Below are 22,804 nucleotides of genomic sequence, written 5' to 3' on the forward strand. Positions count from 1 at the left end.
TCCTCTCCGCCTCTCTCAGGAATCGTGCCAAAGGGCCTCGAGCTGCTCCTTGACGGCCTGCAGTGAATCCCCCGTTTCCGCTGGCCGCCCGACGACGATCAGCCGGGCACCGGCCATACGGGCCGCCTCCTGTTTTTCTGCAAATCCGCCCGGTTTTCCCGAATCCTTGGTAATGACATACCGGCTGTGATACTGACGGAACATGGCGGCGTTCAATTCCGTAGAAAAAGGCCCCTGCATACAGATGATATGTCCTGGCACATACCCCAGGGACAAGGCCCGGTCCAGCGAATCCCTGAGCGGCAGGATACGCACATAGAGCCGTTTCTCATAGTCCGGGATATGGGTAAACACGTCGAGATTCTTACTGCCCGTCGTGAGAAAGACCGCACCTTCCGTATCGCTGAGAAAATCCGCTGCTTCTTCCATGGAATAAACTGATACGGCGTCTCCATGGGGAAATGCCGGCCGGGTCACGCGGATATAGGAAACGCGGCGGCGCATACATGCCGTGCGGCAGTTGCCGGTTACGACAGCCGCATAGGGATGACTGGCATCTACGACATGAGAAATGGCGTGCTCCAGCAGGAATCGTTCCATATCCTCTTCGGTCAGGCGGCCGGTCCACACCGTCAGCGACGGCCATGACGGAATCAGGGATGCACCGTATGCCGTGGCCACAGTGACATACGTCGGAATGCCCCGGCTTCCGGCATAAGCGGCCAGTTCCCGGCCTTCAGTCGTCCCGCCGATGATCCAAAGCGTCCCCGTCACAGCAGCGTATACCCGCGGGGCGTCACCATGTGGCCGTCTATGAGTTCTGTCTGGCTGTTGCCGATGAATACGGTCGTAAACATATCCACCGGCACATGCTGCAGTTCGCCCAGTGTCATGATCGCCGCGTCTTCTCCCTTCCGGCCAATGTGACGGACCAGGCCGGCCGGGACGGATCCATTCTGGTGCCGCAAGATGATGGCACAGGCCTTCTGGAGATAATCGGCCCGTTTGTGGCTTCCCGGATTGTACAGGCAGATGACAAAATCAGCAGCTGCGGCACAGTCCAGGCGCTTTTCGATGGTTTCCCACGGCGTCATGAGGTCGCTCAGGGAAATGAGGCAGAAATCGTTCATGAGCGGGGCACCCAGACGGGCTGCGCCGGAACAGGCCGCCGTGATTCCCGGTATGACCGTGATATCCACGTCGGGATAGGCCGCGCCCAGCTGATAAATAAGGCCGGCCATGCCGTAGACGCCGGCGTCACCACTGGATATGAGGGCGACAGAGGCGCCCTGCTGTGCCCGTTCCAGGGCCATGCGGCAGCGGTCGGTCTCCTTGGTCATGCCCGTAATGATGTATTCTTTATCGGGATAATCGTCCCGAATGAGGTCAATGTACGTCTGATAACCGGCGATGACATCACACTCTTTTAGTACACAGGCGGCCCGGAATGTCATTTCATCACGCGACCCGGGACCGATGCCGATGACATATACGTTCTTCTTCATATGGTCACTCCATCATTTCAAAATTGACGCAGAATTCTTCGCAGGCAATGGCCAGCGTCACGCCATCGCGGACGGTTTTATGCAGCAGGAGCCGTCCTCCACGGCTGGCCAGTACGGCAGCCCGTTCGCAGACATTATCGGTCCCCGTCGTTTTCTGTACGAACCGGGACGAGGCAAATCCCAGGCCCGGTGCCGCATTGAGCTGCCCGGCCGAGTAAAACTGGATGGGGATGGCGTTGTTCCTGGCAAAATGCAGCAGGCCCTTTTCCTGCTTCTTGATGTCAATAGTCGCTATATCGGCGACGAGGTTCAGGCCGATGCGCAGGCGCCGCAGCTCGCGCAGTACGAGGCGGCTGATGGCTTCTTCCGGCGTATCCTTGCGGCAGCCGATGCCCAGATGGATGATGCGCGGCCGGAGCACGACTGTTTCGGCAAAGGGATAACAGTCCTGGCTGAGAGTAATGGCCATGCCCAGAGGCCCCGATGGCTGCATTTCCAGTCCTTCCGGCAACGTACCTTCTACGGGAAAATCACTGTATACCCCGACGGGGCCGCCGTCCAAAAGTCCTGCCGAGAATGCCTTGGCTTCCCGCATGGACGAAATGACCATGTGATTCCGTGCCGCCCATTCATCGACGGCAAAGAGATGGTTGACATCGGTCGCCGTCGTAATGACCGGCTGGCCATGAAGATAGCCGGCCAGTTTGCGCGTCATCTGATTGGCCCCGCCTATATGCCCCGAAAGGAGGGGAATGACGTACTGCCCTTTTTCATCGATGACCAGGACAGCCGGATCGGTCGTTTTGCTCTTTATATAAGGAGCAATACTGCGCACGGCAATACCGGAAGCCCCGATAAAGACCAGCAGTTCTGCCCCGGAAAAGGCCTGACCGGTACAGCTGGCCAGATCCGGCTCGATTTCTTCCAGCTGGGAATCGAGCGATACAAATTTTTTCCCTGTCAATGCCCGGACCTGCCAGCCACACAGTTTCAGATACGACTGTATGGAAATACTGAGTCTGGCGCCGCGCCGGGTAAAGGAAAACAACACTGCCTTCATCGTTTCTTCACCTCTTACACGAACTATTGGGACGCTTTGCGGAATCCATGAGTAAAGGATGGATCATACAACTTACTCCGGTCGTAGGAACCATCGAGGAAATCGCCGACCAGGATGAGCGCGGTCCGGGTAATACCGGCAGCTGCCGCCGTTTCCGCCAGGGTCGCCACCGTGCAGGGACAGACCCGTTCATCCGGCCAGGATGCCTTGTAGACGATAGCCGCCGGCGTGTCCTCTGCATAGCCGCCATGGATGAGCTCGTCCTGCAGCTTGTCCAGAAGACCTGTACTGAGGAAAATGACCATCGTCGCATGATGGGCGGCATAGTCGGCAATGCGCTGACCGTCTGGCACGGGAGTCCGGCCTTCCATGCGGGTGATGATGACCGACTGGCTGATGCCGGGCAGGGTGTATTCCTTGCGGACGGCAGCGGCGGCGGCAGAAAAGGAACTGACGCCGGGCACGTACGTATAGGCGATGTGCCGCTGGTCCAGGGCATCCATCTGTTCGCGGATAGCCCCGTACAGGCTGGGATCGCCCGTATGCAGGCGGACCGTCATCCTGCCCGCTGCTTCGGCCTGTTCCATTTCCTGCAGGACGTCTTCCAACGTCATGGAGGCGCTGTTGCAGATGCGGCATCCTTCTTTGGCAAACTGGAGCAGCTCTGGATTGACCAGCGATCCGGCATAGATGATGAGGTCTGCTTTTTCAAGCAGTTTCTGGCCCCGTACGGTAATGAGATCGACGGCTCCCGGGCCGGCTCCGACAAAATATATCATAGGTTCTCCTCCTGTCTTACGAGAATCACAGAAAAATACCCCGTATCGTCTGCCTGTCGTAAATCCGTGCATACCCGTTCCCCCGGAAGGCCACAGCGTTCTACCAGGGAAGCGTGCCGCAAAAGTCCTGCATCCTGCAGTTGTTCCTTGAGGGCGCCCATATGGCGGGGTACTTTCATGAGGACCTTGCTCCCCCGTACGGCGAGAAGGTCCGGCAGATCGTCCCGTCCGGCCGGTACGATGAGAAGGGGTTCATCCTTTTCACACAAGGGCTGGCCCAGACGGGCGGCAGCCGCCGAGAAGCTGGTAATGCCCGGAATGACGACGGTTTCATAACCGCGGCGGCGGATTTCTTTCTGGATATACATGCACGATGCGTAAACCGTCGGGCAGCCGAGAGTAATGAGGGCGATATCGCATCCCCCGTCGAGGACGGCAGCCACCTTGTCTGATGCATCGCTGTGCGCTTTTCTGAGCCGGCCGGCATCGCGGGTCATGGGAAAGGTCAGGGACAGGATATCCTTTTCTTCCAGATGCAGCCCTTCCTGCCGGGCCGCGGCTTCTTTCAGGATGGCGGCAGCAGTCTGACGGCCGCTCTGGTCTTCGGGCAATGCCAGCACCGGGCAGCGGCACAGGGCATGCCAGGCTTTAAAAGTCACTAGTTCCGGATCTCCCGGCCCCATGCCGACGCAGTATAACGTTCCTTGTTTCATTCAGCCTTCTCCTTCTGGTGAAAGGCCAGCAGTTCCTCTGCGCGGGGAGTCTGGGCCAGCACACCGTAACGATTAGAAAACATCATGGCACCGCAGCGGATTTCGCCGTGGACCCGCTGGTCCATGTAATATTGGATTTTTCCGGCTGCCGCCGTCATGACCGGTCCGAGCAGCTGCGCTTCTATCAGTATCTCTATGGCCGTATCGGTCGTCGTACATTCATATATGCGGCGGCCCGTATCACGGCCGGCACCGCACAGCATGGCCTGGAGAGCCATGAATTCCATGCGCCCGTCTGCATAAAGGGAATGGGTGTTCATGATGCCCATCGCCAGTTTGATGAGTTTTCCCGTATGGCCGATGAGCAGGACATCTTCAAATCCTTTATAGACGGCATAGTCGAGGAGTTCGCCGACGTAATTGCTGCAGGTGACACGCTGGGAGACATCGAGATGCAGCACATCGCGGCTGAAATCGACGCCATAGTTGCCAAAAAAAGCAAGGAGGTGGCGGACGCCGTCAGCCTTGCGGGAGTTCATTTCCGTATGGATCGTATCGATCAGAGCCTGCTCGCTCATGGGATCGACAATGCCCGATGTCCCCAGGACCGACAGTCCCCCTTCAATGCCCAGGCGGGGATTGAACGTACGGGCTGCCAGGGTCTCTCCTCCGGGAATGGAAATGGTGACGACCAGTCCGCCCGTATAACCGGCCCTTTGTGCTTCCCTACGCACCGCTTCTTCTATCATGCGCCGCGGCGTCGGATTGATGGCAGGACCTCCCTTGGGACAGGAAAGGCCGTCACGGGTCACACGGCCCACACCGGGACCGCCGCAGAGGCGGATGCCCTCTCCGGTCTTTTCTACCGTTGCGAAGACGAGCATGCCGTCGGTAATATCCGGGTCATCGCCGCTGTCCTTGCGGATGGCACAGGTCACCCGGTCCGGGCCGATAGACACCTCTTCCGGCTCCAGTTCCAGCCCGATACCCCGGGGCGTCATGAGGCGCACGATGGCAACGGGCATTCCCGTAAAGAGCATGCGGGCGGCAGCCTTGGCGGCAGCGGCAGCACAACTGCCGGTCGTATAGCCGCAGCGTAATTTTTTTCCTTGTACGATTTTGTAAGTATCCATTGTTTTCTGTATATAGATTTCTGTATAGTATATACTATTTTTCTCAATTATAACATGAACTATGCCGGCCTGCTACCCTCAAAAGACGAGGACCCGGCGGCCCGAAGCCGTGACGGCCGCTTCACCGGACACGGAAAACACGTCGTGTATCATCTCCGGCGTGATGACATCCTGCGGACGGCCCTGGGCGACGATGCGGCCCTCTTTCATGACCAACGTGCGCCGGCTGTAGCGGAGGGCCTGATTCATATCGTGCAGGACGAGGACAATGGTCAGATGGAGCGTTTCGTTGAGCTGCTGCAAGAGTTCCAAGATATCCAGCTGGTGGCGGATATCGAGGTACGTCGTCGGTTCATCAAGGAGCAGGATCTGCGGCTCCTGGGCCAGGGTCATGGCCAGAAAGGCCCGCTGCTGTTCGCCGCCCGATAAAGTATGTACCAGGCGGTCCCGGCAGGATCGGATGCCGGCATCGGCCATGGCTTTTTCGATAATATCCCGTTCCTGCATGGAAGGACGGCGGTAAAACGTCCGGTAGGGAAACCGGCCCAGACTGACCAGTTCGTACACGGTCATGTCTTCCGGGATATCGTGTTTCTGTGTCAGGATTGCCATGCGGCGTGCCAGCTGGCGGCGGCTGTATGACGAAAGAGGCCGTCCCTCGAGAAAAGCCTGTCCGGACTGGGGCCGGATCATATGACAGAGCACTTTGAGGAGCGTGCTTTTGCCGCATCCATTCGGTCCGATGATGGAGAGAAACTCTCCCGGTACCACGCTCAGACTGATATCATGCAGGACCGGTACATGTCCCAGCGTTACCGATATATGGTCCAGACTCAGAGCCTGCGGTGTATCCATCACACGTCCCTCCTAAGAAGATACAGAAAAAACGGTGCGCCCAAAAGCGCCATGATAATGCCGACGGGCAGTTCCACCGGCGCCAGGATGATCCGGGCCACCGTATCACACCAGGTCACGACAGCCATGCCCAGAAGGGCCGACCCCGGTATGATATAGCGGTAATCCGTCCCTCCCAGGAGGCGGACCATATGGGGCACGATGAGGCCGACAAATCCCAGGAGCCCGGCCACGCTGACGGCACTGGCCGCCAAAAGCGCGGCAATGGCGGTCAGTCCCAGCCGTGCCCGTTCGACCGATAGCCCCAGGCCGCGGGCCATGTCATCGCCGAGCTGCAGGAGATTGAGATAGGAAGCTCCAAACAGGGACAAAGCCAGCCCCGTCAGGGTGTACGGCACGATGAGGGTCACGTCATTCCAGCTGCGGGCAGCCAGCCCTCCTACCATCCACAGCAGGGCGCCGTGTACGCGGTCACTGTAAAAGATGAGCAGACTGGAAATGGCAGCGCCCAGAAAGGCCGACACGGCGACGCCGGCCAGGATGACGCGCACGGGCTTGATGCCATTTTTCCAGGCCAGGATGTAAATCATGACAGCTGCCACCATGGCACCCGTAAAGGCAGCGGCCGGCATGAGATACGTATAGGCAGGAAACAGGATGAGGATGGCAATACCCGTAAGACCGGCCCCGGACGAAATGCCGATGATATGAGGATCTGCCAGAGGATTGCGCATGACCGCCTGAAGGATCGCCCCGGAAAGGGCCAGATTCATGCCGACCATAGCGCCGGTCACGGCCCGTGGCAGGCGGATATTCCAGATGATCTGACTCATGGTGCTGCTATCGGGAACGAGGAGAAACTGCAGGGCTGCCGACGCCGTAAGAGATGCCGCCCCCTGGGTGACCGACAGGACGATACCCGTAATGGCCAGCAGGGCAAACAGCATAAGCAGGATCAGCCGCTTCAGCCAGCGCCGCCCCATCAGTGAAACACCTCCGGATAGACGGTTTTGGCCATATAAGCGACGGCCTGCGGATAATCCAGCCCCGGATTGAGTAGAAACAGATTTTCCGGCAGCACATAGACCCGCTTCTGCCGCACCGCCGTGAGGGTCTGCCAGGCCGGGCTGCTTTCCACATCCTGACGGAGCCTTTCTTCGATTTTGTCACTCCGGCCCATAGAGGTGATGAAAATGACATCAGGGTCCTTTTCTACGAGTGCTTCCATACTGTACGGCACCTTTTCGGCACTGTTTCCCACCTTGTCCGCCCCGTCCTGAGCTACATTGGTAAAGCCGAGGATGCGGGCGGCATCGCCGGCAATGCTCTTATCCAGTTCCAGACTGACATGGCTGGGCGTAGCATGCAAAATGGCGACAGTCAGATGATTGTCAGGGATTTTCTCTTTGACAGCCTGTATTTCCTTATCCATGGCAGCGATTTTTTCCTGTGCCATGTCTTCTTTTCCGTAGAGTTTTCCCACCAGTGTCAGATTCCGTTTTACATCGTCATAGGTCTTCGTCGTCAGAGCAAGAACGGTCACGCCGTTCTGTTCCAGCAGGGGGATGAGTTTCTCATGCTGATTTTTATTGGCCAGTACCAGGTCGGGCTGGCAGGCCATGATTTTTTCTACGCTTACATTGTAGACGGGCCCGACTTCCGGTACGTTGCTATATCGTTCCGGCAGAGCCGCCGCATCCGATTGGACCGAAGCCCGTCCGGCAAGATTTCCATCGACGGCATCGGCAAAATTCAGCAGCGACGTGGAAAGGACGACGATGCGCTGCGGTTTTTCTTTGATTGTCACCGTACGGCCAGCATCGTCGGTCACCTGGGCAAAGGCCGGACCGTCCGATGACGGCGCCTGTGTTTCCGGTCCGCATCCGACAAGGCCCAGACAGGCCAGCATCAGTCCCATACAAACAAAGACGGCAGTCATGCATTTCTTCATTCCCGACACCTCCTAGAATTTCTTTTGGATCCCGATCTGCCAGTTCCGGCCGCTGGCAGGATAATTGTGATACAAATCATAGCTTTCATCATTGATATTATTGATTTTACCATAAATGGTCGTATCTTTGCTGGCGGCATAACTGACACTGCCGTTCCACACGACGTAGGAATTGTTGCTGTAATACGTGTCATTCCGGCCCGTGCCCGCCGTCATATCGACAGAGGCCTGCCATTTCTTGCTGTGATAGGCCACGCCGGCACGATAGCCGTTGGGCTGGTTGTAGGTCTCATCAAAGACGAGTCCGTCTCCGCTGTCCGTCCGGGTATGGATATAGGAGTAACCGGCATTCCATTCCCAATGATCATTGACCTTCTGCTTCCACGTCAGTTCCAGCCCCCGTTTATCCTCCTCATCGAGGTTTTCCGCTTCGTGGGGCGTGACGCTGCGGTTCCAGCGGATGACATGGCGCAGATGACTGTGGAAAATACTGCCTTCCAGGTACGATTTGGGGTGTATCTGATACTGGAATCCCAGCGTCTGCGTATAGCCTTCTTCCGGCTGCAGATCTTCTCTTCCCCGCGAGGATGATGTCACGTAAAACTGGTCGTTGAGACGCGGCGGAGAAAAGACGCGCCCCCAGGACGCATAGACGTTAAAGGCGTCATTGGCCTTATAATTCATGGCCAGGCGCGGTGTACGGTGCAGGCCAAAGGTACTGTTGTCGTCGATCCGCAATCCCGGCGTCACGGTCCACTTGCCGAAGTTGAGGGCATCCTCGGCATATACAGCCCGGTTGTGCCTTTTTTTGTCTATATAATGGGCCTCATAGTTGGTCCCCATATCTTCCGTCCATTCGGCTCCGGCCGTCACATGCTGATGGGGGCCCAGCTGCCAGTTATTCTGCCATTCCAGTCCCTGCGTCCGGGTCAGGAAATGATTGGTCCAGAACGTGCGCTGGTAATCATTGAAATAGCGGAAGAATCCCGGCTGGGACGAACGGGTATGGAAATTATATGTCAGGCTGTAATCGTTGATCAGTCGTTCGATTACCTTATTAGTACTGAGGTACCAGCCCGGCAGGCGCTCTTTGCGCAGATTCCGGGGCAGGGAGCGGGAATAGGATGGCAGGAACGTCGATCCATGGCCATGGTAATCCTGATGATAAGCCTTGAACGTAAGCGAACTATCCCTGGTCAGTTCCTGATCCAGTCTCAGGTCGAAGGACTGGCGGAAAATATCGCCGCGGGAACGATTCGTATTGATACCATGGGGAAAGGCATAATACTGGCGCCGTTCCATACTGCCGCTGACCAGCCAGGACGTACGGTCCCGCTTCCCGCTGTTCGTAAGCGTATAGCCATGCATGCCCCACGAGCCGGTATAGGCCGAAAGAGTCGATTCGTCGTGATCGGCTTTCTTCGTGACGATGTTGATGACACCGCCGACAGCACCGCTGCCATAGCGGACGGATCCGCTGCCTTTCGTCACTTCTATATGGTCGATGGCCGCTACGCCGGGCAGACTGGTCAGATCCACGCTTCCCCTGCCGTAGCCACTGCCCTGGGCGTTGGCCAGGCTCTGCCCATCGACGAGGATGAGCACCCGGTCATCACCGTTGAGCTTGACGAAGGAAGAAATACCCGGTACCTGTTCGTTGACGGTAACGCCGGTCACGCGCTGCAATGCTTCCTGGACGGTCTGGTCCCGGTGGGTCTGGATATCTTCCCGGGTGATGATGGTCGTATTGGACTGACGGGCCGGAACAGAGGGAACAGGCCGTTCCTTATCTGCCCGTTTCCCTATATCGGGGAGCCTGTCCCGCACGGCATCGAGCATATCCGCCAGGGCACCGGCGACATGAATCGAGCCGGACGGTGCCGCGCTTTCGTCCGTCCCGGGACCGGCTGCCCGTCCGCTGCCGCCGTCGCCATGAGCCATTCCAGGACCGGCCGTTTCTGCCCGGCCAGACCGGGACGGTTCTCCTGCCGTCGCGGCGGTATGCACCGGTCCCGTATGATAGGTATTTGTCACCGTGGCCGCCATGGAAGGCGCTTGTGCGGCGTCCGTTCTTATGCGGCCGCCTTCCTGACGTTCTGAAGCCAGGGGACTTCCGCTATTGCCGTCCGTCCCTGCCGCATCCCGGCCGCCGGCACCGGACAGATCGTTGGCATTATAGACCGTAACGGTGCCGGGCTCCTGCCGTGTGTAGTTGTAGGCTATGGTAAAAAAGCCGCCTGCTGCCAGGGCCAGATAAACCGCCGCATGGAGAGACACGGACAGACCGGCGGCGACGCGCCCTTTCTTCTTCTCCCATGTCACGGCTCAGCCCCGCTTTCTGCAGCCAGGCCAATGCGGACGATGCCCACGCGCTTGAAGTCGTCGAGGAGGCCCATGACCGTTCCGTAATCGAGTCCTTTATCGGCACGGACGACGACGTTGAAGCGGCTGTCTTTCTGCTGCTGTTCCCGTGCCGACGCCAGCAGGCGCTCCTTATCGACGGGCGCATCGTCCAGCCATAGCGAGCCATCGCGGCGCAGGGTGACGACGTACTGTGCCGCCGGCTGCTGCTCTGCCTGGGAGGCAAAGGGAAGATCGACCCCCATGGTACGCAGATCGACCATGGACAACGAGGTCATCATGAAAAAGACGAGGAGAAAGAACATGACATCGATCATGGGGATTATCATGATCGACGGCTGCTTGAAATACCGTGGATCCCGTAAACGCATGGCTCAGTCCTCCTTTTCCCGGGGCATCGTTTCGAGAGCCGAAAAACACAGCTCCATATCGGTGATGATCCGGTCCAGACGCTGCGTGAAATACGAATGGATCAGCAGGGCCAGGATAGCCACGCATAGGCCGAAAGCCGTAGCAATGAGCGCTTCGCCGACGCCGCCGGTGATAGCGGCCGACTGGCCAGTCTGTACGTTGAAAATACTAAAGGCCCGGATCATACCGCTGATGGTTCCGAGCAGGCCCAGGATCGGCCCCAGGGTCACGATGACACTGAGATAATACAGGCGGCTGCGCAGCTTTGCCATGAGAATGCCCGACTGCAGTTCGATATAAGCCCGGACATCCCTGCCCGTACGGCCGGCAAAGACGTCGCGCAGGATATAGGCCAGCCCTCCCTGGCTTTCATCGGCCAGCGTCCGCGCTTTATCGTACTGTCCCAGTTTCATATACGTGTAAAACCTTTGGGCAAAGGCTGCCCCGGCATCCATGTGGGTATAAAAAATAGCCCGTTCCATACCGATATAGACGACAAACAATGAACACAACAGGAGGATGTACATGACAATCCCACCCTGCCGGAACAACAAAAATCCACTAGTAATCGCTTCCATACTACCGCTCCTATACATACTGAAACAACTGAAACAGAAAAAAACCGCAGGGATACGTCATCCTTACGGTTTATAACAGAACAGAGTCCTAATCCCCATCCCCATCGCTCGCAGGTCTGCCGGTGATTCTTTGTCAGGCAGTTCTTCTGGCTCGGATTCATGACCCTGCTGCGCCTTCCCATACAGATATACAGTGGCGTTTCTGCAGCAGTGCTCCTCCTTACAGCGGCGGGACCGCGCCGGCTTATACCGGCTTTTCTATTGAGTCTTGCGACACCTGACAGCTCCTATGCAGTTGTATTTAATGGTAGCATGGCCTCTTGCAGCCTGTCAAGAACGGGGCGCAATGCCACGAATGGTAATTTTCATAACATCCACAGACATTCCTGTAGTGTATTCGACAGACTGCTGTACCTCGTCCTTGACGCGGCGCAGGAGCTGGCGGATATTTTCCCCGTAATAAATGGTCAGCGTCAGGATAATGGCCAGGCCGTTGGCATGGGACAGGTAGTTCTTGGCCACCTTGACACGGTTCACCCGGGCAATACCGCTCATCCCTTTGAGCGTATGGCGGACGAGGGCAAAGAGGACATCATCGGAAAAGACCAGCTTGCCATAATAGCTGAATACGGGACGGACGACAGACTGCTCCACGCCGGATTTCCTGCCACCCCGGCCGGACAGGAACGAACGGATGGGATCGAGGAGATAACCGTGGAAATGAGATTTCAGCTCCATCGTCGGCACGGGGATGATATGCTTGCCTTCTTTCAGGCGGATATCCCTGGCTTTGGCGATTTCCGCTGCCGAGGATACCTCTTCGATATGGATATAATCATCGGCATGAGGAAGGTGCAGGGCTTGGCAGATGCGGCATATCATATGCTTCGACGTACCCAGGATGAGAAGCCGCGGCGGCTGGATCGTAAAGAGTGCCTTGCGGACGGCTTCAGCATGGGCCGGGTCGAGGAAAATAGCCCGGCGCACGGCCTGCATGCGGTTCGTTTCCTCCTTGGCAGACTGGCCGGCGACGATGCGGTTCTGATAAATGAGCAGGCCGTCATCGATGATACAGTCGATATTCCTTTCGTGCGCCACGACCAGGGCATGATAACTCTTCCCTGTCCCGCTGGCACCGATAAAGCCGGTAATATGCATCATTCCTCATCCTTTCTTTCTGCCTGCCATGACATAGACTGCCCTGCCGCTTCCCGGTCTTACGGCCGATAGGCCAGCAGCCCGTGCACGTACGATTCATCTACAGCATAGGACCCGACCGTTTCCGGGAACCGGCCCGGTACGCCATGGAAATCGGAACCGCCGCTCACCAGCCAGTGATGCTCCCGGGCGATGCGCAGGAATTCGTCACAGCGGCCGCGGTTATTGGGGTGATAGACTTCCAGTCCGTCAAAGGGAAAGGCCAGGACCCGGGACAAGGTCCGCTTCAACAGTCCCGGATGGGCCAGGAAAGCCAGCCCTCCTGCCGTATGGATCAGGTCGATACAGGCATCGACGGTCAGGCGGTGATACGGCACATAGGCCGGTCCGCCGCGGTACAGTATCGTATCGAATACGGCTTTCACATCGGGGAAATACCCTTTGGCGACGAGCATGCGGGCAATATGCGGCCGGCCTACGGTCCCCCCTTTGGCCAGCATCCCTTCTATCTGGCCGCGGTCGATGTCATAGCCGAGGGATACACACCGGTCGGCGATCTCCAGAGCCCGGTTCAGACGGCGCTGTTTGAATTGCCGGCAATACTCCGTCAGCTCTTTCTGATCCGGCCGGATATAGTAGCCCAGGACATGGACATCTTCCCCATCATAATCACTGCTCATTTCAATAGCCGGGATGACCCGTATGCCCGGTGCAAAAGAATGACCGGAGTAAGCAGCCACCGTATCGTGGTCGGAAATGGCCATGACCGAAAGGCCGGCCTCTGCTGCCATCTTCGTCAGCTGTTCCGGCGTATACAGGCCGTCAGAACAGGTCGTATGCATATGCAGATCTACATTCATGACGACTGGCCCCCTTTGAGCCATTCCAGGACCGTCTTGATGCCCGTCCCGGTCGCGCCCATATAGCCCAGATCATCTTTCTTTTCCAGGAATGCCGTCCCGGCGATATCGAAATGGATCCACGGCGTCCCTTCCCTGATGAACTGACGGATAAACAGGCCGGCCGTAATGGCTCCGGCTTCGGGACCGCCGACGTTCTTCAAATCGGCAATATCGCTCTGGAGCTGCTTTTCATATTCCCGGTCCGCCGGGAACTGCCATACCTTTTCATGGACCCGTTCCGCCATAGTGAAAATGCGGTTCATCCATTCCTGGTCGTTGCCGATCATGCCGCTGCGCACCGTACCAAGAGCCGTCACACAGGCTCCCGTCAACGTAGCGAAATCGATGATCCGCGTCGCCCCTTTATCCTGGGCATAGGCTACGGCATCGGCCAGGACCAGCCGGCCTTCGGCATCGGTATTCTTGACTTCCACGGTCTTGCCATTGTACATGGTAATGACATCATCGACGCGGTAGGACATGCCCGACGGGATATTTTCCGCCAGAGGCATGACGGCCAGCACATTGACGGGATACTTGAGGAGCATCAGCGCCCGGATAACGCCCAGGACCACTGCGGCTCCTGCCATATCGTCTTTCATGAACTCCAGATTGGCGTGGGACTTGAGAGACAGGCCGCCGCTGTCATAGAGAATGCCCTTTCCGACCAGCCCCAGTACATCCTTACTGTCCGGATCGCCCTGGTACAGAACCGACACCAGCTGCGGCGGATTCATACTGCCCTTGCCGACCGCTACGATGCCGCCCATATGGCGCTTTTCCAGATTCCACTTGTTGAGCGATTCGACGTGGATATTTTCGCCCTTGCACAACTCCTGCACCGAATCGGCAAACTTCCGCGGCGTCAGGTCATTAGACGGCATATTCGTCAGATCCCGGGCCAGATAAATCCCTTCATAAACCGACGAATACACATAGCAGAGCGTATTCAATTCCTTAATCTGCAGGCTCGCCGTGATGAGATTGATATTCTTGACCAGATTGGGCGACGCCTGGGTCTTGTACTGGATAAACTCATAATTCTGGTACAACAGTCCGTCGATGAGCGATGGAATATCCATTTCCAGCGTATCGATCAAAAGAGCCAGCTCCCGGACCTTCTCCTTCCGCGCAGCCTGCAAAATCTGGCGGCCTACCCGGAAATCCTCATACGTCGCATACTGTACCGGTTTATTGTCCAGCCCTACCAGGAGATACGTATGTACCTTGCTGCCACTGGCACAATGATACACATAAAGCGAAGTATAATCCAATATATCAGGCCGCTCCTCAACAAATACCTTCAGGGCCTTTACATCCTCCTTGGGTACCCGCTGCAGGGCTTTCATCTTCTTATCGACGCCAATGACCAGCATGTCAAAGCTGCCGTTGCCGTTGCAAGTAATCATCTGTGTCCCCTCACTTCCAAACTCTTTTCATACAATTTTAGTATATCAGAAAAGACTAAAATTGTCTCTTATTTTAATAAGTTCTATAGAAAGCCCGGCAACACGAACCCGGACGGCCGCCGGGCCCCTGGCTGGTGACATTGCGGGAACGGCTCCGTTCCGATGCGGTCATCATGGACCGTGACGGATGATGGGCGTACCTGTTGCGTCCGGCGCGCTGTTTTGTCTGAGCAAAGCGAGTTTCAGCGCGCCAGCAACGGGCACGCACGGCAAGGGCCGTGGAGCTTCCGAACCTGACAGGGGTCCGGCGGCAGGAATCTTAATCTAGCAGCTACAACTCAGACAGCCACCGGGCCCCTGGCGGGTGACATTGCGGGAACGGCTCCGTTCCGATGCGGTCATCATGGACCGTGACGGATGGCGTGCGTACCTGTTGCGTCCGGCGCGCTGTTTTGTCTGAGCTAAGCGAGTTTCAGCGCGCCAGCAACGGGCACGCACGGCAAGGGCCGTGGAGCTTCCGAACCTGACAGGGGCCCGGCGGCAGGAATCTTAATCTAGCAGCTACAACCCAACCAGCCACCGGGCCCCTGGCTGGTGACATTGCGGGAACGGCTCCGGTCCGGCGCGGTCATCATGGACCGTGACGGATGGCGTGCGTACCTGTTGCGTCCGGCGCGCTGTTTTGTCTGAGCTAAGCGAGTTTCAGCGCGCCAGCAACGGGCACGCACGGCAAGAGCCGTGGAGCTTCCGAACCTGACAGGGGTCCGGCGGCAGGCAGGCTCTTACCCAGCAGGCCCGTATGGCAGGTATGTCCATTACGTACTGCATCTGACTCATTCCCTTTTTCTGCCTTTAAGAATATAATGGAAATAGAAGAAGTATCGGCTCTGATACGACGCGTTTGTGTAGGCGTATCGGTAGTAGATGTAGAAGAATCAAATCCTTCTCTATATTCACTCGATACTTCTTTTTTTATAAATCTGGCTAAATTTCTTTCCAATTACTTTTTCTATAGTTCCTTCATGCTCGGGTCGTTAATAAAAAATATCCCGCACGGCACAAGCCATACGGGACAAAACGATACCGGCAACGACTACGTATCATTGAGTGCATCTACTTCCTCTTTAGGGAGATATACGGTCTTATTTTCGCTGATTTCATTATTGGATTGGTACTCGTTGTAATGAGAAACAATATCTTTCGTAAGGTCATCTGTAAGCTTTCCCCTGCTGTATTTTGACAGCTTATCATAGTCGTCAATCATGAAGCAGTTATCCATCTGTATATATCCATCTTTGGTTATTGCACTTTGCCCTTCACACCTGACAAGATGATTGGATTTAAAGGCAACCTTGTATTCCTTTCCTTGTAACGAGTCCAGTTGTCCGACCTCGATAAAGCCCAATTCACTTTTTCGAATTACGACATAGGGGTGTTTTGTTTTTGATATAGTGCCCGGATCATTATTGAACCGCATCCTTAACCACAAAATCTCTCCTATTTCTACCATTCTACGCTCCCAATCCGTCCATTACCTGCAATATATCACTATATTGTTTCTTGTACTGCTCAGCGTACTTGGCAGTATCCATTTTGATTAACTTTAAATCCGTTCCATATTTGTGCTTGTCAACCCAGGATTCATCCTCATGGGACAACTGAATCAGTTCATCAAGAGATGCATTTTTAAAAACATCATAAAACACATTTAGAAATGACTTTGCCTGCTCCGTAATACAGATAGAACTTGAAAGTTTCTGCTTGTTGTGAAGTAAGAAACCATATCCCTTTTGAACTTCCTGAACAACGCCTCCATTGTCATAAGCCAGCAAATCGTCATCATACAACAACTCGCCATACTTAGCTAAATAAATATTTTGGGCCAGATGCAAAAATTTATTCAATCGTGCATTGCCATCGTAGAAAGTTCTATCATTCTTATTCACTAAATTCTGCGTAAATACAGTATTATCCGTATCTTTCAATAAGAAGAATAACGCAACATCTCTTGCTCTCATAGCTATTCCCCTCCTTATAAAAAAGCCCCGGCGCGATTGCTACATATCTGGCATGTTGGTACCTTCGCATTCGCAAAATCCGGTGCACTCTTTAATTCCATTATACAGTTTAAAATACAAATGTCAAATACCGATAAAACAATGCTGCGTTTTCACCGGGTCCTCCGCCAATTCGTGGAGCCAACCCGTAAACACTGCTATTAACATAACACTTTAACTAGCACGAACCCAACCAGCCACCGGGCCCCTGGCTGGTGACATTGCGGGAACGGCTCCGTTCCGATGCGGTCATCATGGACCGTGACGGATGCTGGGCGTACCTGTTGCGTCCGGCGCGCTGTTTTGTCTGAGCGAAGCGAGTTTCAGCGCGCCAGCAACGGGCACGCACGGCAAGGGCCGTGGAGCTTCCGAACCTGACAGGGGTCCGGCGGCTGGCAGGCTCTTATCCAGCAGCTGCAACCCAGCAGGCCTCGTCTGCATTTGTACTGGCAGGGCCCGATAGAACATGATAGAATAGAGAGAAACGAAAAAAACGAAAAGAATCGATAGGAGCCTGAACATGAATCTAGACGGTATTACCCTGCATAGCATCACAAACGAACTCGTCTCCCTCCTTCAGGGAGGTGCCATATCCAAAATTTACCAGCTCGACGCCCGGTCCCTGTATTTCCGCGTCTTCAACGACAAAGGCATCCACCACCTGGTCATCACCCTCGACGACGCACCGCGCCTCTATATATCCCAGACCATGCCGCCGACGCCGGACACCCCGACAGGACTGTGCATGTTCCTGCGCAAATACTATGAAAACGGCCGCATCGCCTCCATCAGCCAGCTCCACCTGGACCGCCTCATCGACATCGACGTCGATGTCCTGGACATCTCCGGCCGCCTGGTGACCCGCAAAATCCACGTCGAACTCATGGGCAAATACAGCAACGTCATCTTTACGGAAAACGGCATCATCATCGAAGCCCTCATCAAGACCGGCAAAGGAAAAAACGCCGTCCGCACCATTGCCCCCAAAGAACCGTACGAATTCCCGCCCAATTTCCAGCGCATGGACCCTTTCGCCTTTACGCCGGCCGAACTCCGGGAAATGCTCGACATGGAAAGCAGCGAACCCCTGTACCAGTGGATGCTCAAACGCTTCAACGGCATGAGCACCATCGTCCTCGACGAACTGGCCTTCCGCACAGACATCGACAAAAACACCCCCGTATCGGACCTGACGGGAACACAGAAAGACGCCTGGTGCAATGCTATCGTCTCCTTTGGAAATGAACTTCAGGGCGTAAGCGGCGCCTACGTCTACACCGTCCGGGGCAAGGAAATCCTCTTTCCCATCCTCCTCCGTAGCCTGGCCCAGTATCCGCGCCGCCACTTCGACCTCATCGAAGAATACCTGAGCGACTATCAGACGGCCCACCGCAGCCTGAGCGGGGAACAGGAACAACTCCAGAAAAAAGTAGGCAAACTCATTGAAAAACAGAAGCGGAAAATCAAGCGCATCGCCGCCGAAATGAAAGAAACATCCAAGATGGACACGTACAAACACTACGGCGACCTGCTCATGATCTACGCCTACGAAAAACACGACCACGAAAAATCCGTGACCCTGCCGGACATCCTGACACCGGAGCAGGCTCCGGTCACCATTCCCCTCGATCCGGCCTACTCCATGACGGACAACGCCAACCGCTACTACAAGCGCTATACCAAGATGCGCAACCGCATCCAGAAATCGGGGGAACTGCACGAAGAAAACGCCCGCTATCTCAATTATCTCTACTCCCTGGAATACGCCCTGGAAAATGCCAGTACGAAATCGGAAATCACCGATATTAAAGTAGAAATGCGCCAGATGGGACTCATCAAGTCCTCTTCCAAGGACAAGCTGCGCCGCGAATTTTCCCAGGATATCCTCACCGTCCGCGTAGACGGCCTCGACATCTGGATTGGCCGCAACAACCGGCAGAACGATTTCCTGACCCTCAAAAAAGCCCATCCCTACGACCTGTGGTTCCACGTAAAGAACCGTCCCGGCTCCCACGTCATCCTGGCCTGCCACAACGCACAGCCGACCAATACCCAGCTGACCGCCGCAGCCGAACTGGCCGCCTGGTACAGCAAAGCCCGTCAGGACAGCAAGGTCGAAGTAGACTGCACCCTCGTCCGCAATGTAAAGAAACCGGCCCACGCCGTACCGGGCTACGTCGTATTCGAAGGGCAGACGACCTATAACGTACAACCGAAAAAATGGGAATAATCCCGGCATACCCGTACCAATGAAAAAGGCGCTGACCGTGAGGCAGCGCCCTTTCTTTATGATTCTTATGATTCTTTCAACTCTTCCAGTTCGCACCAGCGTTCCGTCAGTTCATCCACTTTGGCCTTTGTCTCTTCCTGTTCCTTCAACAGGCTCTCTACCGTTTCATAATCGCTGCCAGCGGCTGCAATAGCGGCGTTGAGCCCTTTGAGCAGCCCTTCATAACGGGGCAGGTCCTGGGTGATCTGCTCCAGCTCCTGTTCCTGCCGTGACGTCAGACCTTTTCTGACTGGTGCCGGCTCTGGCGGCGCTTCTTTGCCCCGGCTGTCCCCACTATCGCGGGAAAGAGCATCTTTTTTCGGCTCTTTCTGACGGAGCATCTCTTCCAGATATTCGCTGTAATCGCCGTAATAGCGGCTCCACGTACCGTCTTTGAGGACAAACAGCTTGTCGGCCACGCGGTCGAGGAAATAGCGGTCATGGGATACGACGAGGACGACGCCCTGATACGTATCGAGGTACTGCTCCAGTACGGTCAGGGTCGGGATGTCCAGGTCATTCGTCGGTTCATCCAGGAGGAGCACATTGGGCTGGTCCATGAGCAGGCGCAGCAGATAGAGACGGCGCCGTTCACCGCCGCTGAGCTTATAAATATAGGTATACTGCATGTCTTCCGTGAACAGGAACTGTTCCAGCAGGCGCGATGCCGAAATGTGTTCGCCGAACTGATTGACTACGTAATGGCCGTGTTCCTGGACGTAATCGATGACCCGCTGGGATTCGTCAAATTCCGGGAGCTGCTGTGTAAAAAATCCGAAGCGGACGGTCTGGCCGATGGTAATCGTACCCGAAACGGGCGGCAGCTGGCCGGCGATGACCCGGAGCAGCGTCGATTTGCCGACGCCGTTTTCCCCGATGATGCCGATGCGGTCGTGTTTGACGACGTGATAGGTCACGTGGGAAAAAAGGGGCGCCTTGCCCGGATAAGAAAAGGCCACGTCATCCATGTCGATAATGGTCTTGCCCAGACGGACCGACGTATCGAAGATTTCCACATTATCGATGGGCTTGCCGTTTTCCATGGCGCACAAGGCTTCATAGCGGTCACGCCGTGCCTTCTGCTTGGTCGAGCGTGCCTGGGCGCCGCGGCGGATCCAGGCCGTTTCCCGGCGGATGAGGTTGCGCCGCTTGGCCGCTTCCGCTTCCTCCCGTTCCAGCCGGGCCTGGCGCTGTTCGAGGTAGGCTGCATAATTGCCACTATACGTATAGACTTTTCCCCGGTCGAGTTCCAGCATCGATCCGGCGACGCGGTCGAGGAAATAACGGTCATGGGTACTCAGGAGCAGGGCGGACTTACTGTCGTGAAGGTAGTCTTCCAGCCAGCAGATAGTCCGGTCGTCCAGATGGTTCGTCGGTTCATCCATGATGAGCAGGTCACAGGGCAGGATCAGCGCCCGGGCCAGGCCGAGCCGTTTCCGCTGCCCGCCGGACAAGGTATCGACGGACTGGGACAAATCGGAAATCCCCAGTTTCTGGAGTACCACTTTGGCATGCTGCTCCAGCTCCCAGGCCTGCTTTTCGTCCATTTCCCCGGTCAGTTTCAGCACGGCTTCATCATCGTCTTCTTCGACGGCCGCTTCGTAACGGCGCAGGACATCCATGACTGGCAGGTCGCCGTCAAGAACGCTTTCCAGTACGCTGCGGCCCGGCTGGAACTGCGGCTCCTGGGGAAGATAATGGATGCGCGCCTTGGGATTGCGCCAGATTTCCCCTGTATCCGCCTCGGCCAGGCCGGCAATGATCTTGAGCAGCGTCGTCTTGCCTGCCCCGTTCAGGCCGATGAGGCCCAGTTTCTGCCCGCCATCGATGGAAAAAGTCACATCATCAAATAACACGCGCGTGCCATACGATTTGGCCACGCCTTCTACGGTTAATATATTCATCGTCAGTCATCCTTTTATTTCAGTTTCTTCTCCATTATAAAGGGCTGGAAAAGAAAAAGCCAGACTTCTTCAAACATCAAACTTCAAACTGCCTTTTCTCTCCCTTCCCACTCGCCACTCCCCATCATCCTTTCCCTTCCTGAAAAGTATTGCCATATGTTGACATATGCGGTAAAATAAAATAATCTATGGTATTGCATTTTTTTACAAAGGAGTTTTCATTCATGTTTCAGACAAATATTGTCGTTTTGAGCGCCTTTGCCCTCTATCTCCTGGCCATGCTGTCCATCGGTGTCTACTACTCCCGGTCCCAGCAGCGCCTCAGTGACTATATTCTGGGCGGACGCAGTCTCGGCCCGTGGATTACTTCCATGAGTGCCGAAGCCTCGGATATGAGCGGCTGGATGCTCATGGGCCTGCCCGGTTTTGCCTATGCCATCGGTATTTCCGCATTCTGGACGGCCTTTGGTCTCTGTCTGGGGACCTTCCTCAACTGGCACTTCGTATCGCGCAGACTGCGTAATTATACAGAAGTGGCCAACAACAGCCTCACCATGCCGGACTACCTGAAAAACCGGTTCCATGATGAAAAGAATATCATCCGCCTCATTTCTGCCATCTTCATCCTCATCTTCTTCCTGATCTACACGTCATCGGGATTCGTCGCCGGCGGCAAGCTGTTCCAGACTGTCTTTGGCCTGGACTACTTCCACGCCCTGCTGATTGGGGCCGGCGTAGTCGTCGTCTATACCTTCCTGGGCGGTTTCATGGCCGTCTGCTGGACGGACTTCATCCAGGGCTGCATGATGTTCCTGGCCATCGTCCTGGTCCCCGTCGTAGGCGTCATCAGCTACGGCGGCCTGGGGCCCGTACTGGACCGGGTCGCTACTGATTCGCCACAGCTGCTCCAGCTCGTACCGGACACCAGCATGACCGGCATCATCGCCATCATCTCGGCCATCGGCTGGGGCGTCGGCTACTTCGGCCAGCCCCACATCCTGGTGCGCTTCATGGCCATCGGAGACCCCATGGAACTGAAAAAAGCCAAACACATCGCCATGACCTGGGTCATCATTTCCCTAGCCGCAGCCGTATTCGTCGGCCTCGTCGGCAAAGTCGTCCTGCAGACGCCGCTTGTCGGAGCCGATTCGGAAAAAGTCTTCCTCATCATGAGTCAGGAACTCTTCCCGCCTTTCCTGTCGGGCCTCATCTGGTCTGCCGTCCTGGCCGCCATCATGAGCACGGCCTCGTCCCAGCTTCTGGTCACGGCATCGGCTATTTCCAAAGACATGTACCACACGTTCATCAACACCAAAGCCAGTGACAAAGAACTGATCTACGTCAGCCGTTTCACCGTCCTCGTCGTGGCGGCACTGGCTATCTACCTGGCCCTCGACCCCAATAACTATATCCTGACCATGGTAGCCTACGCCTGGGCCGGATTCGGGGCAGCTTTCGGTCCCTGCATCCTCCTGTCTCTGTTCTGGAAACGGATGACCAAAAACGGGGCCCTGGCCGGCATCATCGTCGGCGGCCTCACGGTCCTCATCTGGAAACAGTTCGCCTGGTTCGGCCTCTATGAAATCGTGCCGGGCTTCATCTTCTCCCTGGTGGCCATCTATCTGGTCAGCAAATGGGACGCACCGCCCAGTGCCGAAATCCAGGCTGAATTCGACCGGGCCGTCAGCCTGAAACAGAAAATCACCGTACTCAAAAATGAAGACGAATAATAGGTAGCAAAAAGGACTGTCGCATGAAG

At 55.9% G+C, this 22,804-nt stretch carries 20 protein-coding genes and 1 riboswitch; of the genes, 2 read left to right on the plus strand and 18 right to left on the minus strand.

Annotation, left to right across the window (positions count from 1 at the left end):
- Positions 1-15: 15 nt before the first annotated feature.
- The 17 genes from cobK to ACGTIC_RS09200 form a co-directional block, all read right to left on the minus strand.
- Complete coding sequence (gene cobK / locus ACGTIC_RS09120; protein ID WP_059075810.1) at positions 16-774, minus strand: precorrin-6A reductase; 759 nt, start codon at positions 772-774, stop codon at positions 16-18.
- Positions 771-1,505, minus strand: a complete 735-nt coding sequence (gene cobJ / locus ACGTIC_RS09125; protein WP_059075809.1) for a precorrin-3B C(17)-methyltransferase — start codon at positions 1,503-1,505, stop codon at positions 771-773. Before cobJ ends, cobK begins: the two co-directional genes overlap by 4 nt.
- Positions 1,506-1,509: 4 nt before the next feature.
- Entirely contained in the window at positions 1,510-2,565 is a 1,056-nt protein-coding gene (locus ACGTIC_RS09130) for a cobalt-precorrin 5A hydrolase (protein ID WP_113855852.1), read from the minus strand.
- Positions 2,566-2,588: 23 nt separating this feature from the next.
- The gene (cobM, locus tag ACGTIC_RS09135; protein WP_113855851.1) at positions 2,589-3,344 is read right to left on the minus strand and encodes a precorrin-4 C(11)-methyltransferase; all 756 of its coding nucleotides are present in this window, start codon (positions 3,342-3,344) and stop codon (positions 2,589-2,591) included.
- Positions 3,341-4,057 (minus strand): precorrin-2 C(20)-methyltransferase, encoded by a 717-nt coding sequence (cobI, locus tag ACGTIC_RS09140; RefSeq protein ID WP_113855850.1) that lies wholly within the window; start codon positions 4,055-4,057, stop codon positions 3,341-3,343. Before cobI ends, cobM begins: the two co-directional genes overlap by 4 nt.
- Positions 4,054-5,190: a cobalt-precorrin-5B (C(1))-methyltransferase CbiD gene (gene cbiD, locus ACGTIC_RS09145; protein ID WP_059075805.1), complete on the minus strand. Its 1,137-nt coding sequence runs from the start codon at positions 5,188-5,190 to the stop codon at positions 4,054-4,056. Before cbiD ends, cobI begins: the two co-directional genes overlap by 4 nt.
- A gap of 78 nt (positions 5,191-5,268) precedes the next feature.
- A complete protein-coding gene (locus tag ACGTIC_RS09150; RefSeq protein WP_059075804.1) occupies positions 5,269-6,045 on the minus strand; it encodes an ABC transporter ATP-binding protein in 777 nt (258 codons plus the stop codon).
- Positions 6,045-7,028: an iron ABC transporter permease gene (locus tag ACGTIC_RS09155; protein WP_075582388.1), complete on the minus strand. Its 984-nt coding sequence runs from the start codon at positions 7,026-7,028 to the stop codon at positions 6,045-6,047. Before ACGTIC_RS09155 ends, ACGTIC_RS09150 begins: the two co-directional genes overlap by 1 nt.
- Positions 7,028-7,996 carry an ABC transporter substrate-binding protein gene (locus tag ACGTIC_RS09160; protein WP_113855849.1) on the minus strand — a complete coding sequence of 323 codons (969 nt, stop codon included), beginning with the start codon at positions 7,994-7,996 and terminating at the stop codon, positions 7,028-7,030. The genes ACGTIC_RS09155 and ACGTIC_RS09160 overlap by 1 nt, the downstream gene beginning before the upstream one ends.
- Before the next feature lie 12 nt (positions 7,997-8,008).
- Positions 8,009-10,318: a TonB-dependent siderophore receptor gene (locus tag ACGTIC_RS09165; RefSeq protein WP_113855848.1), complete on the minus strand. Its 2,310-nt coding sequence runs from the start codon at positions 10,316-10,318 to the stop codon at positions 8,009-8,011.
- Positions 10,315-10,728, minus strand: coding sequence for a biopolymer transporter ExbD (locus ACGTIC_RS09170; protein ID WP_075582391.1), 414 nt, complete (start codon positions 10,726-10,728; stop codon positions 10,315-10,317). The genes ACGTIC_RS09165 and ACGTIC_RS09170 overlap by 4 nt, the downstream gene beginning before the upstream one ends.
- Before the next feature lie 3 nt (positions 10,729-10,731).
- The gene (locus tag ACGTIC_RS09175; RefSeq protein ID WP_113855847.1) at positions 10,732-11,346 is read right to left on the minus strand and encodes a MotA/TolQ/ExbB proton channel family protein; all 615 of its coding nucleotides are present in this window, start codon (positions 11,344-11,346) and stop codon (positions 10,732-10,734) included.
- A 118-nt stretch (positions 11,347-11,464) separates the two neighbouring features.
- Positions 11,465-11,642: riboswitch (cobalamin riboswitch) on the minus strand.
- Between the two features lie 34 nt (positions 11,643-11,676).
- Positions 11,677-12,507, minus strand: coding sequence for an Asp23/Gls24 family envelope stress response protein (locus tag ACGTIC_RS09180; RefSeq protein WP_307788662.1), 831 nt, complete (start codon positions 12,505-12,507; stop codon positions 11,677-11,679).
- Positions 12,508-12,563: 56 nt separating this feature from the next.
- Positions 12,564-13,364: a PHP domain-containing protein gene (locus tag ACGTIC_RS09185; RefSeq protein WP_075582393.1), complete on the minus strand. Its 801-nt coding sequence runs from the start codon at positions 13,362-13,364 to the stop codon at positions 12,564-12,566.
- Positions 13,361-14,815: a M17 family metallopeptidase gene (locus tag ACGTIC_RS09190; protein WP_113855845.1), complete on the minus strand. Its 1,455-nt coding sequence runs from the start codon at positions 14,813-14,815 to the stop codon at positions 13,361-13,363. The genes ACGTIC_RS09185 and ACGTIC_RS09190 overlap by 4 nt, the downstream gene beginning before the upstream one ends.
- A gap of 1,093 nt (positions 14,816-15,908) precedes the next feature.
- Positions 15,909-16,304 (minus strand): hypothetical protein, encoded by a 396-nt coding sequence (locus ACGTIC_RS09195; RefSeq protein ID WP_162816246.1) that lies wholly within the window; start codon positions 16,302-16,304, stop codon positions 15,909-15,911.
- 22 nt (positions 16,305-16,326) lie between these two features.
- The gene (locus ACGTIC_RS09200; RefSeq protein WP_113855842.1) at positions 16,327-16,833 is read right to left on the minus strand and encodes a type II toxin-antitoxin system antitoxin SocA domain-containing protein; all 507 of its coding nucleotides are present in this window, start codon (positions 16,831-16,833) and stop codon (positions 16,327-16,329) included.
- Between the two features lie 559 nt (positions 16,834-17,392).
- Here ACGTIC_RS09200 and ACGTIC_RS09205 point away from each other — a divergent pair.
- The gene (locus tag ACGTIC_RS09205) at positions 17,393-19,102 is read left to right on the plus strand and encodes an NFACT family protein (RefSeq protein ID WP_113855841.1); all 1,710 of its coding nucleotides are present in this window, start codon (positions 17,393-17,395) and stop codon (positions 19,100-19,102) included.
- 65 nt (positions 19,103-19,167) lie between these two features.
- On the opposite strand, the gene ACGTIC_RS09210 is transcribed toward ACGTIC_RS09205, so the two are convergent.
- Positions 19,168-21,045 (minus strand): ABC-F family ATP-binding cassette domain-containing protein, encoded by a 1,878-nt coding sequence (locus ACGTIC_RS09210; RefSeq protein ID WP_059075792.1) that lies wholly within the window; start codon positions 21,043-21,045, stop codon positions 19,168-19,170.
- A 224-nt stretch (positions 21,046-21,269) separates the two neighbouring features.
- On the opposite strand from ACGTIC_RS09210, the gene putP reads away from it, so the two are divergent.
- A complete protein-coding gene (gene putP, locus ACGTIC_RS09215; protein WP_072235716.1) occupies positions 21,270-22,775 on the plus strand; it encodes a sodium/proline symporter PutP in 1,506 nt (501 codons plus the stop codon).
- Positions 22,776-22,804 lie beyond the last annotated feature (29 nt).

Origin of the sequence: Megasphaera hexanoica (genome assembly GCF_043520715.1) — a bacterium.
Taxonomy (GTDB): domain Bacteria; phylum Bacillota; class Negativicutes; order Veillonellales; family Megasphaeraceae; genus Megasphaera; species Megasphaera hexanoica.

What these genes read in the sequence shown, in the direction of transcription:
- cobJ (WP_059075809.1), bottom strand. Translation starts at nt 1,505, where the DNA reads ATGAAGAAGAACGTATATGTCATCGGCATCGGTCCCGGGTCGCGTGAT.
- ACGTIC_RS09130 (WP_113855852.1), bottom strand. Translation starts at nt 2,565, where the DNA reads ATGAAGGCAGTGTTGTTTTCCTTTACCCGGCGCGGCGCCAGACTCAGT.
- cobM (WP_113855851.1), bottom strand. Translation starts at nt 3,344, where the DNA reads ATGATATATTTTGTCGGAGCCGGCCCGGGAGCCGTCGATCTCATTACC.
- cobI (WP_113855850.1), bottom strand. Translation starts at nt 4,057, where the DNA reads ATGAAACAAGGAACGTTATACTGCGTCGGCATGGGGCCGGGAGATCCG.
- cbiD (WP_059075805.1), bottom strand. Translation starts at nt 5,190, where the DNA reads ATGGATACTTACAAAATCGTACAAGGAAAAAAATTACGCTGCGGCTAT.
- ACGTIC_RS09150 (WP_059075804.1), bottom strand. Translation starts at nt 6,045, where the DNA reads ATGGATACACCGCAGGCTCTGAGTCTGGACCATATATCGGTAACGCTG.
- ACGTIC_RS09155 (WP_075582388.1), bottom strand. Translation starts at nt 7,028, where the DNA reads ATGGGGCGGCGCTGGCTGAAGCGGCTGATCCTGCTTATGCTGTTTGCC.
- ACGTIC_RS09160 (WP_113855849.1), bottom strand. Translation starts at nt 7,996, where the DNA reads ATGAAGAAATGCATGACTGCCGTCTTTGTTTGTATGGGACTGATGCTG.
- ACGTIC_RS09170 (WP_075582391.1), bottom strand. Translation starts at nt 10,728, where the DNA reads ATGCGTTTACGGGATCCACGGTATTTCAAGCAGCCGTCGATCATGATA.
- ACGTIC_RS09175 (WP_113855847.1), bottom strand. Translation starts at nt 11,346, where the DNA reads ATGGAAGCGATTACTAGTGGATTTTTGTTGTTCCGGCAGGGTGGGATT.
- ACGTIC_RS09180 (WP_307788662.1), bottom strand. Translation starts at nt 12,507, where the DNA reads ATGATGCATATTACCGGCTTTATCGGTGCCAGCGGGACAGGGAAGAGT.
- ACGTIC_RS09185 (WP_075582393.1), bottom strand. Translation starts at nt 13,364, where the DNA reads ATGAATGTAGATCTGCATATGCATACGACCTGTTCTGACGGCCTGTAT.
- ACGTIC_RS09190 (WP_113855845.1), bottom strand. Translation starts at nt 14,815, where the DNA reads ATGATTACTTGCAACGGCAACGGCAGCTTTGACATGCTGGTCATTGGC.
- ACGTIC_RS09200 (WP_113855842.1), bottom strand. Translation starts at nt 16,833, where the DNA reads ATGAGAGCAAGAGATGTTGCGTTATTCTTCTTATTGAAAGATACGGAT.
- ACGTIC_RS09205 (WP_113855841.1), top strand. Translation starts at nt 17,393, where the DNA reads ATGAATCTAGACGGTATTACCCTGCATAGCATCACAAACGAACTCGTC.
- ACGTIC_RS09210 (WP_059075792.1), bottom strand. Translation starts at nt 21,045, where the DNA reads ATGAATATATTAACCGTAGAAGGCGTGGCCAAATCGTATGGCACGCGC.
- putP (WP_072235716.1), top strand. Translation starts at nt 21,270, where the DNA reads ATGTTTCAGACAAATATTGTCGTTTTGAGCGCCTTTGCCCTCTATCTC.